Consider the following 19,653-nt stretch of genomic DNA (forward strand, 5'->3'; position numbering starts at 1 on the left):
GGGCCGCCGCGACGTGACGACGACCGACGGTGGCACGACGACCTACGGGGGTGGACAGATGGCTGAGCAGTTGATCTCCGCGTTCGAGAGTTCCCTGGACAAGACGAACCTGATCCTCAAGGACATCGAGGCGGCGTACGGCTGGCCGAAGGCACAGCGCAACCAGTCGTACGCGGCGCTGCGCACGGTGCTGCACCTGCTGCGCGACCGGCTGCCGGTGGCGGAGAGCGTGGAGTTCTCCGCGCAGCTGCCCGTGCTGGTACGGGGGATCTACTTCGAGGGCTGGCAGCCGGAGGACGTGCCGATCAAGCTGAACCGCGACGACTTCCTCTACGAGGTCCGCCAGGGCTTCCCGTACGACGTGGAGGGCGGCCCGGAGCGGGTGGTCCAGGTGGTGCTGGACACCCTGCGCCGGCACGTGACCCAGGGGGAGTGGGAGGACGTCAGGTCCGCCATGCCCCGGGACCTGGGCCGCATGATCCCCTGACCCTCCCCGCGCCGGCCGGTCGACCCGACAGGTCGACCGGCCCCGTCGTGCTCACGCCCCCGCCGGCCGAACCGGCCGTGCCGACGGGTTCTGCCGTCTACGGTGTGGTTAGAGAAGATCGTGCGTGGGGTACCACCCGCTGTACGACGGACCCCGCCACACGGCGGGGCGGCACTTCCGAGGGAGCACCGAATGGCACTCAACGACGACGACATCCAGACGACCAGCGGCGGCGGCCTGGAGGGTCCGGCCGACGGCGGTGCGACTCCGGGTCAGCACGACGGTGGCGCGGACGGCGGCGCTGAGGGTCCGGCCGACGGCGGCGCGACTCCGGGTCAGCACGACGGTGGCGCGGACGGCAGCGCCGAGGGTCCGGCCGACGGCGGCGCGACTCCGGGTCAGCACGACGGCGGCGCGGACGGCAGCGCCGAGGGTCCGGCCGACGGCGGCGCGACCCCGGGTCAGCACGACGGCGGCGCCGACGGCACGGCCTGACGGAACGTCGTGACGATCATCGACCCGCCGGGCGGCCGCCACCGCCCGGCGGTTCCGTCCGCCGCCACCCGGGAGCTCGGCCGCTGCACCGCCGTCGAACCGGGCAGGTTCGCCGCCGTACCGGCGCTCGCCCGCTGCATCGCCGTCGAGCCGGGCAAGTTCGCCGCCGCCCACTGGGGCCGGGCGCCGCTGCTCTCCCGCGCCGCCGAGCTGCCCAACCCCGACGGCTTCACCGACCTGCTCAGCCCCGCCGACGCGGACGAGCTGCTCAGCCGCCGCGGCCTGCGTACCCCGTTCCTGCGGATCGCCAAGGACGGCCAGCTCGTGCCGGCGGCGCGGTACACCGGCGGCGGCGGCGCGGGCGCCGAGATCGGCGACCAGGTCCTCGACGAGCGGGTGCTGGAGCTGTACGCCTCCGGCGCCACCCTGGTGCTCCAGGGGCTGCACCGCACCTGGCCCGCCCTGGTCGACTTCGCCCGCGACCTCGGCGACGCCCTCGCCCAGCCGTTGCAGGTCAACGCCTACCTGACCCCGGCCGGCAGCCAGGGATTCGCCACCCACTACGACACCCACGACGTCTTCGTCCTCCAGGTCGACGGGCGCAAGCACTGGCGGATCCACCCCCCGGTGCTGCCCGACCCGCTGGAGCGCCAGCCCTGGGGCGGCCGGGCCGACGAGGTCTCCGCCACCGCCCAGGGCCCCGCCGCGCTCGACGTGGTGCTCGAACCGGGCGACGCGCTCTACCTGCCGCGCGGCTGGCTGCACAGCGCCCAGGCCCAGGAGTCCAGCTCCCTGCACCTGACCGTCGGAATCCGCGCGCTGACCCGGTACGCCATCGTCGAGGAGTTGCTCGCCCTCGCGGCCTCCGACGCCCGGCTGCGCGCCGGGCTGCCGTTCGGCACCGACGTGACCGACCCGTCCGCGATCGAGCCGGAGCTGACCGAGACCGTCGAGGCGCTGCGGGACTGGCTGCTGCGCGCCGACCCGGCCACCGTCGCCGCCCGGCTGCGCGCGCGGGCCTGGCCGGCTGCCCGGCCCGCGCCGATCCGGCCCCTGGCCCAGGCCGCCGCGCTGGCCGCCCTCGACGCCGACACCCGGCTCGCCGTCCGCCCGGGGCTGCGCTGGCAGCTCGAACCGGCCGGGGACGACACGGTCGCGCTGCGGCTGTTCGACCGTACGCTCACCCTGCCCGACACCTGCGCACCGGCGCTGCGGGCGCTGCTCACCGGCACGGTGACCCGGGTCGGTGACCTGCCCGGCCTCGACGACGACGCCGACCGGGTGGTCCTCGCCCGCCGCCTCCTGCGGGAGGCGGTCGCGATCCCCGCCGACCGGTAGGGGACGGGCCGGTCGGGGCACAAGATCGTGCTCGATCAGGGAACGGGTGGCCTCGTTGCGGGTATGAGGGCACACTTTCCGGGATCGAGCACGATCTTGCACGTCTGGCCGCGCTAGCGGGTGAGGACCAGCAGCACGCCGGTGGTGACCAGGCCCGCCACCAGGACGACGGTGATCGGTCGGGGCGACAGGATCGCGTGCCGGCGGTCGGCGAGCCGCTTGGCCAGGGCCAGCCCGACCAGCGGGCCGAGCAGCGTCACCACCAGCGCCAGCACCGGCAGCCCCACCGCCAGGTCGCCGCCGTTGCGGGCGCCGAGCGCGCGGACGCCCGCGCCGAGGGCGGACATCAGCGCCGCCCCGAGCACGCCGCACAGCGCCAGCAGCGGGTTCGCCGACGTGGGCAGCTCGCCGGGCTGCCGGGTCCGGTCCAGCAGCCCGCGCACCCCGTGCAGCAGCAGCAGCGGGTCGCCCGAGGCGTCCCGGGCCGGGCCGGGCGGGTCCCCGACGCGGCGGGCGCCGACGCCCAGCCTGGCCCGTAGCTGCTGCCACAGGTGGGCCGCCTCGGCGTCCACCCGCTCCACCAGTTCGCGCGCGTCGACCGCCTCCCGCTCGGCGTACCGGAGCTGCTCGGTGGCCTCCGCGACGGCCCGCTCGGCGGCGGCGCACTGCTGCTCGTGCCAGGTTCGCGCCTCGGCGCGCTGGGTGCGCACCCGGTCGGTCAGCTCGGCCAGCCGGCGCACCTGCGCCGCGTACGTCTCGCTGGTCACCGGTTCGTTCATGCCGACGGTCCATAGGGGATGATGACCTGGCCGGTGCGGTGCGCCGCCCGGTCGAAGAAGAGCCCCCGCCACGGCCGGGGGTACCAGTCCGGCCCCCCGCTGCCCGGGTACAGCGCCGAGCCCAGCTCGGCGCCCTGCACGTCGAGGGCCACCCACGCGCCGATCTGGTCGGTGCGGGCGGCCGGCCCGCCGAGGTCCACCCGCATCCGGGCCACGCCGCGCCACCAGGCCAGCACGTGGGTCCGCCGCTCCGGCCCGTCGTGCAGGATCCGGCGCAGGTGCTCCAGCCCGGTCCGCCCGCCGACCCGCGCGGCTAACTGGCCGGCCGCCGCGTCGACGGCGTACAGCAGCAGGTAGTGCGGGGTGGCCGGGGTGCCCGGCCGGTCCAGCGCCGTTGCCGTCTCGGCCATCAGCTCGGGCACGGTCTCGTCGTCGTACCAGGCGGCGTCGTCGGCGAGGTCGGCGTACAGCTCCCGGGCGGCGGGGTCGGCGTCCGGGTCGAGGCAGGCGATGGAGAACCGGGCCGTGCCGGGGCGGTGCTGGCGGGCCAGGGACCGGGCTGCGGCGTCCAGCACCGCGCACGCCTCGTCGATCCGGGTGCCCAGCACCGCCAGGTTCCGCCCGGGGGCCCGGGGCAGTCGCAGCACCGCCGAGCGGGCCTGCACGTCGATGATCTCCCCGAGCAGCGCGACCGGGCTGCGCGGCGGCCCGTCGTCGCCCTCGGGCGGGTTCAGCGCCCGGAAGTCCGGGGCGTCGCGCAGCCGGGGGATCGCGTCGCCGTCGAACAGCCGGGCCGGCTTCGCGTCCTGCGGGCGCATCCGCCACAGCCGGTGCTGCAACTCGCTCCAGGCGTCCCAGTCGCTGGCCGACGGGATGCGGGCCACCTCGTTGCCCTCCGCCAGCCCCGACTCGGCGTTGACCACGGCGTGGTGCCGGGGCAGCGACTGGGCGGCGTCGTTGCGCTCGGCGAGGATGCGCAGCGCCTTGGGCAGCGCGATGCGCAGGGTGAACTGGGCGACCAGCGCCGGCCGCCCCCACAGCGCCTCGATGCCCCGCACGTCCTGCGAGGCCAGCACCAGGTGGATGCCCTGGGAGCGGCCCCGGCGGGCTAGGTCCTCCAGCAGGTCGGCGGCCTCCCGGGCCACCACGTCCCGGCCGGCCAGCAGCGCCTGGAACTCGTCGACCACGGCGACGATCCGGGGCCAGTGCCCGGTCGGGTCCACCGCCCGCAGCTCGGCGAGCTTGGTGACCTCGTGCTTCTTCGCCGCGTCGGCCCGCCGGCGCAGTTCCTCGGCGAGGAAGCGCAGCAGGGCCAGCCCGAACTCCCGGTCGGTGTTGACGTTGATCCCGACCAGCCGCATGTGCGGCAGCCAGCTCGGGTCCCGCCGGCCCTGGGCGAACCGGGCGAAGGACACCCCCTCCTTGAAGTCGAGCAGGTAGAACTCCAGTTCGGCGGGGGAGTACCGGGAGGCCAGCGCGCCGATCCAGGCGAAGATGAGGTTGGTCTTGCCGGTGCCCGACGGGCCGCCGATCAGCGCGTGCGGCGGGTAGTCGCCGAGGTTGAGCAGCACCGGCCGGCCGTGCGGGCCCTCGCCGATCGGCGCGGTCAGCCCGGTGGAGGAGTCCTCCCGCCACATCTGCTCCGGCGGCGGCAGCAGGTCGGTGAACGGGGCCGGCGGGGGGCCGGCGTTGATCCGGGCGGCGACCTGCCGGCAGGTCTCGGTGACCAGCGCGGCCGGTGGCGGCGGGTCCAGGGTCACCGGCAGGCCGGGCGGCCCGCCCACCAGGGCGCCGTCCCGGCCCACCACGACCCGGGTCACCGTGGGGTCGTCGGGCACCGGGACACCCCGTACCACCAGGTGCACCCCGCACGCCGCGCCGGTGCGGACCACCCGGTCGAGCTGGCCGCGTTCGTGCCGGGACAGCTCGTCGCCGCCGAGCAGCACCGCCACCCGCCACGGCTCGGGGCGACGGTTGGTCGCGCCGGCCAGCTCGCGCAGCGAGCGGTACTCGCCGGCCAGCACCGTCTCGTTGATCCGGCGGATCTGCTCCACCAGGTCGTCCAGCAGCCGGCCCAGTCCGCCCGGCCCGACGAAGGTGAGCTGCCCGGCGGTGCCCAGGGGGGCGAACCCGGCCAGGCCTCCACCGAGGTGCTCCGGGTCGTACCCGAACAGCCGGACCGCGCCCGGGTCGGCCCGGCCCAGGCTGCGCAGCAGCAGCGCCGGCACGACGGCGGCCCCGCCGTCGGCGTCGGCCCCGGTCAGGTGCACGTGCCCGGCGTCGAGCAGCGGCACCAGCGCCGGCACCGGCTCCGCGCCGGGGATGCGGACGGTGCCGATCCGGACCGCGCCGGGCGGCTCGCCGCGCCCGGCCGGCGTGACGGTCCACCGCGTCCAGTCGGCGGAGGCCGCGCCTGGGGCCTCCCGGCGGGCGGCGTCCACGGCCCGGCGGGCCAGCTCGGCGATCCGGGCGGCGTGCTGGGCGTCGATCTCGGCCAGCCGCCGGTCCCGTTGGGCCCCCACCCTCGCGGGCACGGCCGCGGCGGCGCGCTCGACCCGGGTCAGCCGGTCCCGGGCGGCGGCGAGTTCGGCGTCGGCGGCGGCGAGCCGGCCCCGGGTGGCGCCCAGCGCCTCGGAGAGCATGCCGCGCACCCGGGTCACCAGTTGGGTCCGCCGGTCAGCCATCGGAGTCCCGGCGGGCGGCGTTCCCGGCGGGCGGCGGGGGCGGCGCGGGCGGACGGCCCTGCGCGGCCCGGTCCCGGGCCGCGCGCTCCCGGGTGGCGCGCTCCCGCGTCGCCCGGTCCCAGGCGTCCCGCTCGGCCTCGCGGCGCTTCTCCCGGGCGGGCTCGGCGGCCGGGTCGGGCTGCCCGGGGTCGCGGGGCAGATCCTTGCCGAGGCGGGCCAGCAGCACGGCGGTCGCCACGCCGGCGGTGACCGCCGGGTCGGCCGCGTGCGGCTGCTCCTCGCCGCTGCCGCGCTGCGGCGGGGGCATCCGGCAGATCCTGGTCAGCAGCGTCTCCAGCGCCGGCGGGGGCAGCCCGGGGAGCAGGTCGCGGACCCGGCCCTCCAGCTCCCGGCGCAGCCGGGTCAGGTCGTCGGCGCGGGGCGGATGACCGAGCAGCTCGCCGGCCAGCTCGCGCAGCATCGGCGGGGCGACGGCGGCCAGGCCGAGGCCGACGTCGGCGTGCGCGGCGCGCAGCTCCCGGTGCAGCCGGTCCCGGTCGCCGGAACGGACCCCGTCGACCACCCGGCGCAGCAGCTCGCGGGAGTCGGCGACCTTCTCGTCCGGCGCGTCCGGCGCGCCCTCCCTGCCTCCGGTCAGCTCCGCCACCCGCACCGCCCACCAGCGGCGCAGCACCGGGTTGTCGTCCTGGGCGGGCGGTGGCTGCTCCCCGGCGGCGGGCGGCCCCCCGCGCGGCGCGTCGTGTACCTGCCGGTCGCCGGCCGGGCGGGCCGCGGGGGCGCCGTCGGGGGCCAGCCCGATCGCCGCCAGGTACGCCGACAGCTGCTCCTGCGCCACCCGCAGCGCGTGCCCGGCGGACTCGGCGTGCTCGGTGGCGGCGGACAGCTCGGGCACCCCCATCGGGTTGGCCGACTCCTGCCGCACCCAGCGCAGCCGCTCGGTGGCCTGGCCGAACTTCTCCAGTGCCAGGGCGAGCTGGGCGAGCGGCAGTTCCTCGGCGGCTGCCCGCACCTGCGCCCCGACGTCCTCGATGATGGACACGCCCGCCCCTACAGGGTCGAGACGTAGAGCTGTGCCTGCTCCACCGCGACGAGGGTCGCCGCGAGGCACTCCTCCAGCTCCTGACTGGCCTGCGTCAGCGAGGCCTGTGCCGCCTCGACGGTCTCGTGCCCGCTGCCCTCCAGGGCCCCGGCCAGGGTCTGCTGCGCCTCGGCGAGCTTCTCGCCGGCGGCCTGCACGGCGCTCTGCCCGTCACCGATCTGTTGTAGGGCGATATCGATCGCTGCCTTCAGCTCGGCGACGCTCGCCACGTGGACCTCCTGGGGGCGGGGAGATCTCCATTACAACGCATCCCCGTCGGGGAGAGAACAACCGCCCTGTCAGTGTTGCTGCCCCTCCGCCCGCTTACCGCCCTGACGTGCGGGAAGTCCGCTCGGCGGGTCGACGACAGTCCCGTCCGCGGGTCGCCCAGTCCCATCAAGCGGACCGATGGCAGGGTCGTCGCCGCGGACGCGGCCCCGCTGGGCCCCGCCGCGCAGCCAGCGCGGGCCCTGCACCTCCGCGCCGAGGGCGCCCACCCGGCCGCGCAGCTCCCGGTCGGCGGTGACCACCAGCCGGCGGCGGTCAGCGGCGGCGCCGACCAGCTCGACGATGGCGTCGTCGCCCGAACCCGGTGCGGCCACCACCCGCACGCCGGGCACCGTCGGCACCCCCCGCGCCGCGCCCTCCACCACCAGCACCACCTCCGCGGGCCCGGGCAGCAGCGGCGGCAGCCCGCCCTCGGCCACCGGGGTCAGGGCGTCGCGCAGCCGGGCGGCGGCCCCGGCCCGGTCCCGCCACCAGCCGTCGGGGCGGGACCCCACGACGTTGGCGGCGTCAACGATCAGCAGCGGCCTCGCATCCATGGCCCCAGCCTGCCAGCCGGCGGCGTTTGTCGCGCCGGTCGCCGGGTAGCCACCGCCGTCCGTGCCGGCGGAGGACTGCACCGGCGAGCGCGCCCGACCGCGGGAGGAAAGACATGACGGGAACCGGCGACTTCGGCTCCGACCCGTGGGACGAGTTCCTGGCCCGCTACTTCGGCCGGGGCGAGGCGGGACGCCGGCCGGCGCACCGGGTCGACATCACCCGGCTGATGACCGCCGACGCGCGGGAGATGCTCGCCGACGCGGCCCGCCGGGCCGCGCAGCGGCACAGCAACGACCTGGACACCGATCACCTGCTCTGGGCGGCGTTGCAGCGGGAGCCGCTGCGCGACCTGGTCCGACGGGCCGGCGCGGACCCCGACACCCTGGTCAACGCCCTGGGCGGGCGCGGCGACGGCGCGCCCCGGGGCGAGGTGCCGCCGAACCTGTCGCTCACCCCGGCCGCCAAGCGGGCCCTGCTCGACGCCCACCAGCTCTCCCGCGCGATGGGCGCCAACTACATCGGCCCCGAGCACATCCTGATGGCCCTCCCGCTGAACCCGGAGTCCCCGGCCGGCCGGATGCTCGCAGCCGGCCGGATCCAGCCCGAGTCGCTCCAGGCGGCCGGCGCCGAGCGCGGCCCGATGGCGGGCCCGAAGCCCGACCGGGGCACGCCGACCCTCGACCAGTACGGCCAGGACCTCACCGAACTGGCCCGCAACGACCAGATCGACCCGGTGATCGGGCGGTCCGCCGAGATCGAGCAGGCCGTGGAGATCCTCTCCCGGCGTACCAAGAACAACCCGGTGCTGATCGGCGAGGCCGGCGTCGGCAAGACCGCGATCGTGGAGGGGCTGGCCGAGCGGATCTGCGACGGCGACGTGCCGCAGACCCTGCTCGGCAAGCGGGTGGTGCAGCTCGACCTCGCCGGCCTGGTCGCCGGAACCCGCTACCGGGGCGACTTCGAGGAGCGGCTGAAGAAGGTCATCGACGAGATCCGCGCCCACCGCGACGAGCTGATCATCTTTTTGGACGAGATCCACACCCTGGTCGGCGCCGGCGGGGCGGGCAGCGAGGGCGGCATGGACGCGTCCAACATGCTCAAGCCGGCGCTGGCCCGCGGCGAGCTGCGGGTGATCGGCGCGACCACCCTGGACGAGCACCGGCGCACCATCGAGAAGGACGCCGCGCTGGCCCGCCGGTTCCAGCCCGTGCTGGTGCCCGAGCCCACCGTGGACGACACCGTGGCCATCCTGCGCGGCCTGCGTGACCGCTACGAGGCCCACCACCAGGTCCGGTTCACCGACGAGGCGCTGGTCGCCGCCGCCGAGATGTCCGACCGGTACGTCACCGACCGGTACCTGCCGGACAAGGCGATCGACCTGATCGACCAGGCCGGCGCCCGGGTCCGGCTGCGCACCCGCACCCCCGCCTCGGACGTTCGGGAGCTGGAGCAGCAGCTCGACGAGGTGCGCCGGGACAAGGAGCAGGCGGTCGCCGACGAGCAGTACGAGCGGGCCTCCGCCCTGCGCGACCAGATCGTCGAGATGGAGGCGCAGATCCGCCGGGCCAAGGGCGACGAGGACGGCGGCTCCCAGGTGCCGGCCGTCGGTCCGGAGGAGATCGCCGAGGTGGTCTCCCGGGCCACCGGCATCCCCGTCGCCCAGCTCACCGAGGAGGAACGGGACCGGCTGCTGCGGCTGGAGGGGCACCTGCACGAGAAGATCGTGGGCCAGGACGACGCGGTGGGCGCGGTCGCCGAGGCGGTGCGCCGGTCGCGGACCGGGTTGGCCGACCCGAACCGGCCGATGGGCAGCTTCCTGTTCCTCGGCCCCACCGGCGTCGGCAAGACCGAGCTGGCCCGGGCCCTGGCCGAGTCGCTGTTCGGTGAGGCCGACCGGATGGTCCGGCTGGACATGAGCGAGTTCCAGGAACGGCACACCGTCGCCCGGCTGGTCGGCGCGCCCCCCGGCTACGTCGGGTACGAGGAGGCCGGCCAGCTCACCGAGGCGGTGCGCCGCCGCCCGTACGCGGTGGTGCTGCTCGACGAGATCGAGAAGGCCCACCCCGACGTGTTCAACATCCTGCTCCAGGTGCTCGACGACGGCCGGCTCACCGACAGCCAGGGCCGGACGGTGAACTTCAAGAACACCGTACTGATCATGACGAGCAACCTGGGCTCCGAGCTGATCACCGGCAGTCAGCGCGCGGTCGGCTTCGGCGCGGGCGCGGCCGGCGAGGCCGGGGAGAACGCCGAGCTGCGCGAGCGGCTGATGCGCCGGCTCAAGGAGAACTTCCGCCCCGAGTTCCTCAACCGGATCGACGAGGTGATCATCTTCCAGCGGCTGGAGCAGCAGCAACTGCGCCAGATCACCGAGCTGATGCTGGAGGAGACCCGGCGCCGGCTGCACGCCCAGGACATCGGGGTGGACTTCACCGTCGCCGGGATCGACTGGATCGCCGAGCGCGGCTACCAGCCGGAGTTCGGCGCCCGCCCGCTGCGGCGGGTGATCCAGCGCGAGGTGGACAACCGGATGTCGCGGATGCTGCTGGAGAACGCGCTCTCGCCGGGGCAGCGGGTGACCGTGGACGCCCGCGACGACGCGCTCGCCTTCGAGGTGGCCGCCGGCGACCGGGACTACTCCGCGGCCACCACGTCCCACCCCCGGTGAGCGGGCGGAAACGGAGATGACCGAACCCGAGGAGAGCGGCGAGGAGAACCCACGCGACGAACGGGCCGAACCGATCCTGGCCCCGCCGACGGCCAACCCCACCCGGGTGCGGGTGCCGCCGGAGGGCCTGCAACCCCACACCGGCGAGCCGGAACCGTCCGGGCCGCCGCCCGCAGAGGAGGCGTGATGGTACGCGAGGCGCGACTCGATCCCGAGGTCGAGGTGCTCTGGGAGGACTTCCACGCCGAGGTGAACGTCACCTCCGAGCAACTGCGCAGCTGGCTGCTGACCCGAGGCTCCGGCGAGGAGTCGTTCGGGCCGAATCCCACCCTCGACCTGCCCGAGCCGGGCCGGCAGATCCTCGCGGTGCTGCGCAAGCGCAAGGTCGACCTGACCCCGGAGGACGTCGAGGTGATGCGGGACGCCATCGACCGGATCCGGGCGCTGACCGCGGCCCGCCCGAAGGGCGGCAACAGCAACGACGAGTGGCGGCACTCCCTGCTCGACCTCGGCCACGACATCCTCGTGGAACGCTGACGTCACCCGCCGCTTCGCCTCGGCTGCCCACCGGCTCCCGAGGCACGCGCGGGCCCGCTGACCTTTCGCCCGCGCCGTTCAACGGTCCCCGCGTGCCGGCCGCACGCGGGGACCGCAGTGGGCTGCGGTCACTCCGGCTCCAGGCTGCCGATCTGCAGCCCGGCGGCGTCCGCGGCGGCCTGGCGCTCGCCGCGCGCCCGTTCCTCCCGGCTGAGCAGGGTGGCGTACTCGGTGATGTCGGCGGGGTCGGGGACCACGGGCAGACGGCGCAGGAACGCCTCCAGGCCCCGGGAGGCGGCGGTGTGCGCGGCGGCGGCCTCCCGCAGCGTCTCCCGGTCGTCGGCGGTGGGGTAGGGATCGGTCATGCCGCCCCAGTTACCCACCATCAGGCGGTTCGCACCCCGGAACCCGCCCCACCGGGCACCGGACCGGCCGGGGCGGGCCGGCGCACCCCGAACTCCGGGTGCCGCAGCAGCCAGGCCACGTAGTCCGGGTGCGCGGCGAGCGTGTCGGTGTACGCCGACACCGCCGCGTCCAGCACCTCACCGGCGAAGTCCGCGCCGGCCGAATCCGGGTGCCAGCCCAGCATCAGCCGCCAGCGCAGCGGCGTCCCGACCAGCCGGCGGGTCACCAGCCCGGGCACGGGACGGAAGGTGGCCTGGCACAGCGCCACCGCCGCGCCGGCCTCCACCAGATCGATGCAGCCACGCACGTCGGCCTCGTACATCTTGCCGGGGGTGAAGCCGTCGCGGGCGCAGGCGGCGGCGAAGCAGTCGCCGAAGCAGCCGTCGCCGGGGGCGGCGACCCACTGCTCGCCGCGCAGGTCCACCAGCCGCACCTCGTCCCGCCCGACCATCGGGTGCCCCTCGGGCAGCAGCACCTGCACCGGCTCCATCGCCACCTCCCGCCAGGTCAGCCCGTGTCCGGTCGGTGGCAGCGAGTCGCCGCAGACCCCGACCAGGGCGTAGTCCATCCGGCCACCGCCGACGAGCTGGGCCAGCTCGTCGGCGGACCAGGAGGCGTACGTGGTGATCTGCGCCTGGGGGTGCGCGGCGGCGAGCCGGTGCACCAGGCGGCCGAGGATGGGGCTGTTCACCCCGCCGAACCGGTACCGCGCGGGCGTCGGATCGGCGCCGGCCAGCCGGGCCGCCTCGTCCTGCAGGCCCTGCATGGCCGGCAGCAGCACCCGCGCCCGGGACAGCACCAGCTCGCCGAGGGCGGTGGGCCGGGCGCCCCGCCGGTCCCGTTCGAACAGGGGTCCGCCGAGGGTCCGCTCGATGCGTTGGAGCTGGGCGGTGAGCGCCGGCTGGGCCAGGCCGAGCGTGGACGCCGCCTTGGTCACGCTCCCCGTCTCCGCGATGGCGCAGACCACCCGCAGGTGTCGCAGCTCCAGATTCATAGGGTGACGGTATGGCCACTCGGGGGATATGCGGAAGGCCCTGGGGGGATCGGAGTTGACCGATGCCCGGGCTGGCCCGTCCGATAATCGGTCAACCCGGCGGTCGCCGCGCCTCCGACGCGGTCGCCGTCCGGCCCGCCTCCGGCTCCAGATCCGTCAGGTACGTCGGCCTGCCGGTCACCGCGTCGCGGACCTTGTCCACCACGCCCACCGCCGGCTCGACGATCCGGTTCCAGGGCGGCGTCGCCGGGGTGCCCGGGTGCGGCCGGGTCGGCGCGGACTCCTCGGCGATCTCCCACCGGTTGCCCAGGCGGATCAGTTCCACGTCGGTGGCCACCTCGCGCAGCGGGCCGACCAGCGCGGCGACCCGGGCGACGTGCCGACGGATCCGCTCGACCACGTCGGCCAGCGCGGGATCCGCCGGACCGGCCAGCCCCTTCAGGGCGGTCAGCAGCGCGCCGGCGGCCTCAAGTTCCCGGTCGACCAGCTCCCCGGCCCGCGGCAGGGCGGCCCGCACAGCGGGGAACAGGTACTGCTCCTCCGCCGACAGGTGCCGGGAGACCGTGGCGGTGAGCACCTGGACCAGGTCGCCGGGCTCCGGGTCCGGCTCGGGGCCCCCGATCCGGTCGGCCAGGGCCAGCAGCTGCCGGTGCTCCTGGTCGACGATGTCGACCAGGCTGCGTCCACCGGGCCGATAGCCCTCCTCGGGTACGGGCGGCAACGGGGGCAGGGGGACGGTCATGGTGCCCTCCTCGGTGGCGGGTGCGGCGGGGCGGCCCGTATCGGGCGGTGCGGGACGCGACCGGCGGTACCCGGCGCGGGCCCGCGCGAAACGGAGGGCCGGCCGGCCGACCTGCCCGATGGCCGCTGCTGGTATGAAGAGCCGATGACGAGCGACGCCGCTTCCGCCCGACCCGACCCCGCCGACGAGGTCGTGGACCTCTGCCGTGACCTGCTGCGCATCGACACCACGAACACCGGGGACAACGCCACCAGCGTCGGGGAACGCGCCGCGGCCGAGTACGTCGCGGAGAAGCTGGCCGAGGTCGGCGTCGACGCCGTGATCCACGAGTCCGCACCGGGCCGGGCCAACCTCGTCGCCCGCATCCCCGGCACCGACCCCGGCCGGGACGCTCTGCTCGTCCACGGCCACCTCGACGTGGTGCCCGCCGACCCCGACGAGTGGTCGGTGCACCCGTTCTCCGGGGAGATCCGCGACGGCTACCTGTGGGGCCGCGGCGCGATCGACATGAAGGACTTCGACGCCATGGTGCTGACCGTGGTGCGGCAATGGCAGCGCACCGGCGTCCGGCCGGCCCGCGACATCGTGCTGGCGTTCACCGCGGACGAGGAGGCCGGCAGCGACTACGGCGCGCACTTCCTCACCGAGCACCACCGGGGCCTCTTCGACGGCTGCAGCGAGGCGATCGGCGAGGTCGGCGGCTTCTCGTACACGATCAACGAGTCCCAGCGGCTCTACCTGATCGAGACGGCCGAGAAGGGCATCGACTGGCTGCGGCTGCACGCCAAGGGCCGACCCGGCCACGGTTCGATGGTGCACGACGACAACGCGGTCACCGTCCTCGCCGAGGCGGTGGCCCGCATCGGCCGGCACCGCTTCCCGGTGGTGGTCACCGACACCGTGCGGGCGTTCCTCGAGGAGGTCTCCGACCTGCTCGGCGTCGAGCTGGACCCGGCGGACCCGGAGACCGCCATCGCCAGGCTCGGCCCGATCGCCAACATCATCGGCGCGACGATCCGCAACACCGCCAACCCGACCCGGCTCGCCGCCGGCTACAAGGACAACGTCATCCCCGGCCGGGCCACCGCCACCATCGACTGCCGCAGCCTGCCGGGCCAGTCCGAGCTGCTGGAGCAGCAGCTGCGCGAGCTGGTCGGCCCGGACATCGTGATCGAGTACATCCAGCGCCAGCCCGCCCTGGAGACCACCTTCGACGGCGATCTGGTCGACGCCATGTCCGCGGCCCTGCGCGCGGAGGACCCGGGCGCCCGGCCGGTGCCGTACATGCTCTCCGGCGGCACCGACGCCAAGGCCTTCTCTCAGCTCGGCATCCGCTGCTTCGGCTTCGCGCCGCTGCGGCTGCCCGCCGACCTCAACTTCTCCGGGCTGTTCCACGGCATCGACGAGCGGGTTCCGGTGGACGGACTACAGTTCGGCGTGCGGGTTCTCGACCGGTTCCTCCGGAGTTGCTGACCGTGTCCGTCGCCCTACCGTTCGGCGCGGAACATCCCACATTGCGAAGGGAACGTACATGACCGACCAGCACGGTGAGCTGGACGCCGCCCTGGAGCGGGTGATCGACGCCGCCCGCGTGCACCTGGCCGCCGTCCGGATCGCCCAGGGCCGCGTCGACGACGACGACGTCTGGCAGGCGTACGTCGCGCTGAACAACGCCTCCTTCGCGTACGACGAGCAACTGCTCGACGCGTTCGGCGAGGTCACGCCCTGGGACGTGGAGTCCATCGACCCCGACGAGGCCGATGAGCGCCTCGGCGCCGCCGAGGGCGTCGAGGCCGCCGACCCGCACCCCCGGGTCATCTCGGTGCGTCAGCGCCGTGACTACCGGGTGCCCAGCGTCGCCGCGCTGATCCGGGCCGCCGAGGCGGCCCGCCGCGAGGGCACCCCCGAGGACGACGAGCCGGCACCCGTCGAGGGCGTCGGCGAGGCGGTGCTGGAGCTGCTGCAGAGCGGCGACGGCTCACTCAGCGCGCTGGACGTCCCGGAGCTGGAACCGCTCGACGGCGTGGTCATGGTCAGCGAGGTCGACACCTCGGTCGACCTGGAGTCGTTCGACGACGACGACCCGATCGGCCCGTTCCAGCCCGCCGCCGACGACCGCCTCGTGGGCCGCCTCGACGAGCATCCGTTCCTCGAGCTCGACGACGAGGACCACGACCACGCGGGGCACCGCCACTAGGCCGTGGCCGCACCGTGGTTGTCTCGGGGCCCGAGCATCGCTCGGGCCCCGGGGCGGCGTCGCCGCACCGTGGTTGTCTCGGGCCCGGGCATCGGCTCGCGCCGAGCAGGGCGGCGTCGCACCGAGGTCGCCCGGAGGCGACCCGGCGCTCAGTACGACAGGCCCGGCTGGAGTTGGTCGACCCGGCGGCGGCGCAGCACGACCTGCCGCGTGCCGTCCCGGTAGAGCCGCACCCGGGCCAGCTCCCAGCCCGAGAACTCCGCCTGGATCGCCAGCTGCGCCGCGGCGGTCAACCGGTCGACGTTCGAGGGCAACCGCAGCGGCGCGTATTCGTAGTCCATGGCTTCCATGCTGCCCAGCCCGCCGGTCGTCCGCCACCCCCTCCCGAGGTGACCGGCGCCTCCGTACCCACCCGTGCGGCGGCCCCGTCAGCCGTCCCGCTCGGGGTAGCCCACCGGCACCGCCGACACGTCGTCGAGCGCGACGACGATCTCGTCGGGCAGGGTCATCCGCTCCACCTTGAGCGCCCCGAGGAGCTGCCCTACCGTCCGGGCGCCGAGGATCGGGGCCGTCACCCCGGGCCGGTCCCGGATCCAGGCCAGCGCCACCTCCAGCGGCGACACCCCCAGCCCGCCGGCCGCCGTGGCCACCGCCTCCACGATGCTGGAGCAGCGCGGCTCCAGGTACGTCGCCACGAACGGCTCGAAGTGCGCCGAGGCGGCCCGCGAGTCCGCCGGCCGGCCGTGCCGGTACTTGCCGGTGAGCACCCCCCTGCCCAGCGGCGACCAGGGCAGCGTCCCCAGGCCCAGCGCCGCGCAGGCCGGCAGCACCTCCCGCTCCACCCCCCGCTCCAGCAGCGAGTACTCGACCTGGGCGGCCACCACCGGGGCCCGCCCCGGCCACGCCGCCTGCCACGCCGCCGCCCGCGCGGTCTGCCAGCCGGAGAAGTTCGACACCCCGACGTAGCGGACCCGGCCGCTGGCCACCGCGTGGTCCAGTGCGGCCAGGGTCTCCTCCAGCGGCGTGTCCGGGTCGTACCCGTGCACCTGCCACAGGTCCACGTGGTCCGTGCCGAGCCGGCGCAGCGAGGCGTCCAGCGTGCGCAGCAGGTGGCCCCGGGAGGTGTCCCGGCGCCGGTCGTTGCCCGGCCGCAGCCCCGCCTTCGTCGCGATCAGCAGATCGTCGCGGGGGACCAGGCTGCCCAGCAGGGACCCGATCACCGCCTCCGCGTCCCCGTCGCCGTACACGTCGGCGGTGTCCACCAGATTGCCGCCCGCATCGAGGAAGCTCTTCAGCTGGGCGGCCCCGTCGTCGGCGTCGGTGTCCCGGCCCCAGGTCATGGTGCCGAGCGCGAGCCGGGAAACCGCCAGCCCGCTTCGGCCGAGCGGTCGCTGTTGCATGGGTGAACCTTATTTCCAACCCGCCGTCACCGACATCCTCGCTCCCGTCAAGTTCCTGCTCGCCCCTCCGGTCGGCGGGATTCCCATCCGTCCGTCCGGTCCGCCCCGGTGGGACGCGTTCGGGGAGAGCCGGTGATCGGCTCCGCCGCCGGTATTGCGTAACCTGATGCGACCTGTGCTGCGGATGGGGGAGGACCAGTGCGACTCGGGCTCAGCCTCGGATACCAGACGGCGTGGAGCACACCCGCCGACCACCTGGCGCTCGCCCAGGAGGCGGACCGGCTCGGCTACTCGGTGGTGTGGGCCGCGGAGGCCTACGGCTCCGACTCGCCGAGCATGCTGGCCTGGATCGCCGGGCAGACCGAACGGATCGACGTGGGCAGCGCGGTGATGCAGATCCCCGCCCGCACCCCGGCGATGACCGCCATGACGGCGGCGACCATCGACGCGCTCTCCGGCGGCCGGTTCCGGCTCGGCCTGGGCGTCTCCGGGCCGCAGGTCTCCGAGGGCTGGCACGGGGTGCGCTTCGCCAAGCCCCTCGCCCGCACCCGGGAGTACGTCGACATCGTCAAGCTCGCCATCGCCCGCAAGCCGGTCGAGTACGACGGCGAGTTCCACACGCTGCCGCTGCCCGACGGCCCGGGCAAGGCGCTGCGGCTCGGCTTCCACCCGCCCCGCGAGCAGGTCCCGATCTACCTCGCCGCCGTCGGCCCGAAGAACCTGGAGCTGGCCGGCGAGATCGCCGACGGCTGGCTGGCCGTCTTCTACGCCCCGGAGTTCGCCGAGGAGCAGCTCGCCTCCGTGCGGGCCGGCCGGGCGAAGGCCGGCAAGGAGCTGGCCGGCTTCGACGTCGTGCCGTCGGTCCCGGTGGTCATCGGCGACGACGTGGCGTCCTGCGCCGAGCTGGTCCGCTTCTACGCCGCCCTCTACGTCGGCGGCATGGGCAGTCGGCAGCAGAACTTCTACAACCAGCTCGCCACCCGGATGGGCTACGGCGACGCCGCCCGCGAGGTGCAGGACCTCTACCTGGCCAAGCGGCAGCGCGACGCCGCCGCGGCGGTGCCGATGGAGTTCATCGACCGGACCTCGCTGCTCGGGCCGAAGGAGCGCATCGCCGAGCGGCTGCGCGAGTACGCGGCCTCCGGCGTGACCACCCTGTCGCTGACCCTCTTCGTGGCCGACCGGGACAGCGGCGTGCAGACCCTGCGTACCGTCGCCGAGGCGCTGGACCTGGCCGGAGTCGGCGAGTGACCTGGATCGAAGCCATCGTCCTGGGCATCGTCCAGGGCCTTACCGAGTTCCTGCCGGTCAGCTCGTCGGGGCACCTGCGGATCACCTCGGCGATCTTCTTCGACCGCGACGCCGGAGCCTCGTTCACCGCCGTCACCCAGCTCGGCACCGAGGCGGCCGTGCTGATCTACTTCGCCAAGGACATCTGGCGGATCACCCGGACCTGGCTGGTCGGCCTGTTCGACCGCTCGGTGCGCACCAGCCTCGACTACCGGATGGGCTGGTACGTGATCGTCGGCTCCATCCCGATCGGGGTCTTCGGCCTCCTGTTCAAGGACCAGATCAAGACCGCCGGCCGGAACCTCTGGCTGGTCGCCACCACCCTGATCGTCTTCGCCTTCGTGCTGGCCTTCGCCGAGTACTGGGGCCGGCAGACCCGCACCCTGGCGAACTTCCGGATGCGCGACGGCATCGTGATGGGCTTCGCCCAGGCCATGGCGCTGATTCCCGGGGTGTCCCGCTCGGGCGGCACGCTCACCGCCGGCCTGTTGCTCAACCTCACCCGGGAGACGGCGGCGCGATACTCGTTCCTGCTGGCCATCCCCGCCGTGGTGATGTCCGGGGTGTTCAGCCTCGGTGACGTGTTCGAACCGTCCGCGCCCGGCACCGCCGCGCCGAGCGGGGCGCAGTTGGTGGTCGCCACGCTCATCGCCTTCGCCATCGGCTACGCCGCCATCGCCTGGCTGCTGCGCTACGTCGCCCACCACACCCTGTACGTCTTCGTGCTGTACCGGGTCGCCCTGGGCACCCTGGTCCTCGCCCTGCTCATGACCAACACCATCTCCGCCACCTGACCAAGACCCACCCCATCCCCCGCCGGCCCCGCCCTGCCCGACCGGGGCCCGGGGGGGGGTGGGGTGGGGCGGAGGCGTGGGCGGTTGGCGTCAGGCGGGACCCCCTAGGGTGGGTGGCGTGGCGACTCTTCTCCTTCTGCGGCACGGCCGTACCACCGCCAACGCCGACGGCGGCCTCGCCGGCCGGCAGCCCGTCGAGCTGGACGACACCGGGCGGGACCAGGCCACGGCGGTGGGCGAGCGGCTGCGCGGGTTGCCCCTCGCCGCAGTGGTGACCAGTCCGTTGATCCGCTGCCGGCAGACCCTGGAACTCGCCCTCCCGCAGGCCAGCCCGACCGTGGACGAAGGGCTGATCGAGTGCGGGTACGGCAGCTGGGAGGGGCAGCCGTTGAAGAAGCTGGCCAAGGAGCCGCTCTGGCCGGTGGTCCAGCAGCACCCGAGCGCCGCAGTCTTCCCCGAGGGGGAGTCGATGGCCGCGATGGCGGCGCGGGCGGTCGCGGCGGTGCGTACCCGGGACGCGCGGATCACCGCCGAACACGGCCCCGAGGCGGTCTGGCTGGCCTGCAGCCACGGCGATGTGATCAAGGCCATCGTGGCGGACGCGCTGGGCGTACACCTGGATCTCTTCCAGCGCATCGTCGCCGACCCGGCGTCGGTGACGGCGATCCGCTACACGCCGCTGCGGCCGTTCCTGGTGCGGCTCAACGACACCGGCGGTGATCTGGCCGCGCTGGTGCCGCCGCCGCCGCACAAGCGCCGGCGGCGGGCGACGAGGCCGACGGACTCCGACGCCGCCGTGGGCGGAGGCGCCGGGGCCGTGCGCTGAGGCGCGCGTCGGGCCCGTGCCGGGTGGGCGCGTCCGGGCCGTGCGGTGCGGCGCGCGCCGGGCCCCGCCGGGCCCCGCCGGGCCGGGTCGGGCCGGGTCGGGCCCCACGGGTAC

General features: G+C 75.1%; 21 protein-coding genes and 1 pseudogene. 12 read left to right on the plus strand and 10 right to left on the minus strand.

The window, feature by feature from the left end; all coding sequences use genetic code 11:
* Nucleotides 1-58: 58 nt before the first annotated feature.
* From ABT023_RS08335 to ABT023_RS08345, 3 genes are all read left to right on the plus strand, one after another.
* Entirely contained in the window at nt 59-487 is a 429-nt protein-coding gene (locus tag ABT023_RS08335) for a DUF2267 domain-containing protein (RefSeq protein WP_350883060.1), read from the plus strand.
* Nucleotides 488-679: 192 nt separating this feature from the next.
* Entirely contained in the window at nt 680-982 is a 303-nt protein-coding gene (locus ABT023_RS08340) for a hypothetical protein (RefSeq protein WP_350883062.1), read from the plus strand.
* 9 nt (nt 983-991) lie between these two features.
* Nucleotides 992-2,320, plus strand: coding sequence for a cupin domain-containing protein (locus ABT023_RS08345; RefSeq protein WP_350883064.1), 1,329 nt, complete (start codon nt 992-994; stop codon nt 2,318-2,320).
* Nucleotides 2,321-2,433: 113 nt separating this feature from the next.
* Here ABT023_RS08345 and ABT023_RS08350 read toward each other — a convergent pair whose 3' ends face one another.
* The 5 genes and pseudogenes from ABT023_RS08350 to ABT023_RS08370 form a co-directional block, all read right to left on the minus strand.
* Entirely contained in the window at nt 2,434-3,099 is a 666-nt protein-coding gene (locus ABT023_RS08350; RefSeq protein ID WP_350883066.1) for a hypothetical protein, read from the minus strand.
* Nucleotides 3,096-5,783, minus strand: a complete 2,688-nt coding sequence (locus tag ABT023_RS08355; RefSeq protein WP_350883068.1) for an FtsK/SpoIIIE domain-containing protein — start codon at nt 5,781-5,783, stop codon at nt 3,096-3,098. Before ABT023_RS08355 ends, ABT023_RS08350 begins: the two co-directional genes overlap by 4 nt.
* Nucleotides 5,776-6,822: a hypothetical protein gene (locus ABT023_RS08360; RefSeq protein WP_350883070.1), complete on the minus strand. Its 1,047-nt coding sequence runs from the start codon at nt 6,820-6,822 to the stop codon at nt 5,776-5,778. The genes ABT023_RS08355 and ABT023_RS08360 overlap by 8 nt, the downstream gene beginning before the upstream one ends.
* 8 nt (nt 6,823-6,830) lie before the next feature.
* Entirely contained in the window at nt 6,831-7,091 is a 261-nt protein-coding gene (locus ABT023_RS08365; RefSeq protein WP_350883072.1) for a hypothetical protein, read from the minus strand.
* A 219-nt stretch (nt 7,092-7,310) separates the two neighbouring features.
* Nucleotides 7,311-7,685: pseudogene (locus ABT023_RS08370) on the minus strand (hypothetical protein); the annotation flags it as partial.
* 113 nt (nt 7,686-7,798) lie between these two features.
* Here ABT023_RS08370 and ABT023_RS08375 point away from each other — a divergent pair.
* Genes ABT023_RS08375 through ABT023_RS08385 form a run of 3 tightly spaced genes read left to right on the plus strand, consistent with a single transcriptional unit; the run spans nt 7,799 to nt 10,891 of the window.
* The gene (locus tag ABT023_RS08375; protein ID WP_350883074.1) at nt 7,799-10,354 is read left to right on the plus strand and encodes an ATP-dependent Clp protease ATP-binding subunit; all 2,556 of its coding nucleotides are present in this window, start codon (nt 7,799-7,801) and stop codon (nt 10,352-10,354) included.
* A gap of 16 nt (nt 10,355-10,370) precedes the next feature.
* On the plus strand, nt 10,371-10,541 hold the full coding sequence (locus tag ABT023_RS08380; RefSeq protein WP_350883076.1) for a hypothetical protein: 171 nt from the start codon (nt 10,371-10,373) through the stop codon (nt 10,539-10,541).
* On the plus strand, nt 10,541-10,891 hold the full coding sequence (locus ABT023_RS08385; protein WP_350883078.1) for a DUF3140 domain-containing protein: 351 nt from the start codon (nt 10,541-10,543) through the stop codon (nt 10,889-10,891). Before ABT023_RS08380 ends, ABT023_RS08385 begins: the two co-directional genes overlap by 1 nt.
* 128 nt (nt 10,892-11,019) lie before the next feature.
* Here the strand turns inward: ABT023_RS08385 and ABT023_RS08390 are convergent, their stop codons facing one another.
* From ABT023_RS08390 to ABT023_RS08400, 3 genes are all read right to left on the minus strand, one after another.
* Nucleotides 11,020-11,256 carry a hypothetical protein gene (locus ABT023_RS08390; protein ID WP_350883080.1) on the minus strand — a complete coding sequence of 79 codons (237 nt, stop codon included), beginning with the start codon at nt 11,254-11,256 and terminating at the stop codon, nt 11,020-11,022.
* Between the two features lie 20 nt (nt 11,257-11,276).
* The gene (locus ABT023_RS08395; RefSeq protein WP_350883082.1) at nt 11,277-12,290 is read right to left on the minus strand and encodes a LysR family transcriptional regulator; all 1,014 of its coding nucleotides are present in this window, start codon (nt 12,288-12,290) and stop codon (nt 11,277-11,279) included.
* A gap of 91 nt (nt 12,291-12,381) precedes the next feature.
* Nucleotides 12,382-13,032 (minus strand): hemerythrin domain-containing protein, encoded by a 651-nt coding sequence (locus ABT023_RS08400; RefSeq protein ID WP_350883084.1) that lies wholly within the window; start codon nt 13,030-13,032, stop codon nt 12,382-12,384.
* Between the two features lie 144 nt (nt 13,033-13,176).
* Between ABT023_RS08400 and ABT023_RS08405 the strand changes: the two genes are divergently transcribed.
* On the plus strand, nt 13,177-14,505 hold the full coding sequence (locus tag ABT023_RS08405; RefSeq protein WP_350883086.1) for a M20/M25/M40 family metallo-hydrolase: 1,329 nt from the start codon (nt 13,177-13,179) through the stop codon (nt 14,503-14,505).
* Nucleotides 14,506-14,563: 58 nt separating this feature from the next.
* A complete protein-coding gene (locus tag ABT023_RS08410; RefSeq protein ID WP_350883088.1) occupies nt 14,564-15,229 on the plus strand; it encodes a hypothetical protein in 666 nt (221 codons plus the stop codon).
* Nucleotides 15,230-15,378: 149 nt separating this feature from the next.
* Here ABT023_RS08410 and ABT023_RS08415 read toward each other — a convergent pair whose 3' ends face one another.
* Both ABT023_RS08415 and ABT023_RS08420 read right to left on the minus strand, forming a co-directional pair.
* Complete coding sequence (locus ABT023_RS08415) at nt 15,379-15,570, minus strand: DUF5703 family protein (protein WP_350883090.1); 192 nt, start codon at nt 15,568-15,570, stop codon at nt 15,379-15,381.
* A gap of 87 nt (nt 15,571-15,657) precedes the next feature.
* The gene (locus tag ABT023_RS08420) at nt 15,658-16,629 is read right to left on the minus strand and encodes an aldo/keto reductase (protein ID WP_350883092.1); all 972 of its coding nucleotides are present in this window, start codon (nt 16,627-16,629) and stop codon (nt 15,658-15,660) included.
* On the opposite strand from ABT023_RS08420, the gene ABT023_RS08425 reads away from it, so the two are divergent.
* The 4 genes from ABT023_RS08425 (at nt 16,628) to ABT023_RS08440 (ending at nt 19,539) form a co-directional block, all read left to right on the plus strand.
* Nucleotides 16,628-16,765 (plus strand): hypothetical protein, encoded by a 138-nt coding sequence (locus tag ABT023_RS08425; RefSeq protein ID WP_350883094.1) that lies wholly within the window; start codon nt 16,628-16,630, stop codon nt 16,763-16,765. The genes ABT023_RS08420 and ABT023_RS08425 overlap by 2 nt on opposite strands.
* A 62-nt stretch (nt 16,766-16,827) precedes the next feature.
* Nucleotides 16,828-17,880: an LLM class F420-dependent oxidoreductase gene (locus ABT023_RS08430; protein WP_350883096.1), complete on the plus strand. Its 1,053-nt coding sequence runs from the start codon at nt 16,828-16,830 to the stop codon at nt 17,878-17,880.
* Nucleotides 17,877-18,713, plus strand: a complete 837-nt coding sequence (locus ABT023_RS08435; protein WP_350883098.1) for an undecaprenyl-diphosphate phosphatase — start codon at nt 17,877-17,879, stop codon at nt 18,711-18,713. The genes ABT023_RS08430 and ABT023_RS08435 overlap by 4 nt, the downstream gene beginning before the upstream one ends.
* A gap of 109 nt (nt 18,714-18,822) precedes the next feature.
* Nucleotides 18,823-19,539, plus strand: coding sequence for a histidine phosphatase family protein (locus ABT023_RS08440; RefSeq protein ID WP_350883099.1), 717 nt, complete (start codon nt 18,823-18,825; stop codon nt 19,537-19,539).
* Nucleotides 19,540-19,653: the final 114 nt, after the last annotated feature.

The sequence above is a fragment of the Micromonospora sp. NPDC002296 genome (genome assembly GCF_040296145.1).
Taxonomy (GTDB): Bacteria; Actinomycetota; Actinomycetes; order Mycobacteriales; family Micromonosporaceae; genus Micromonospora.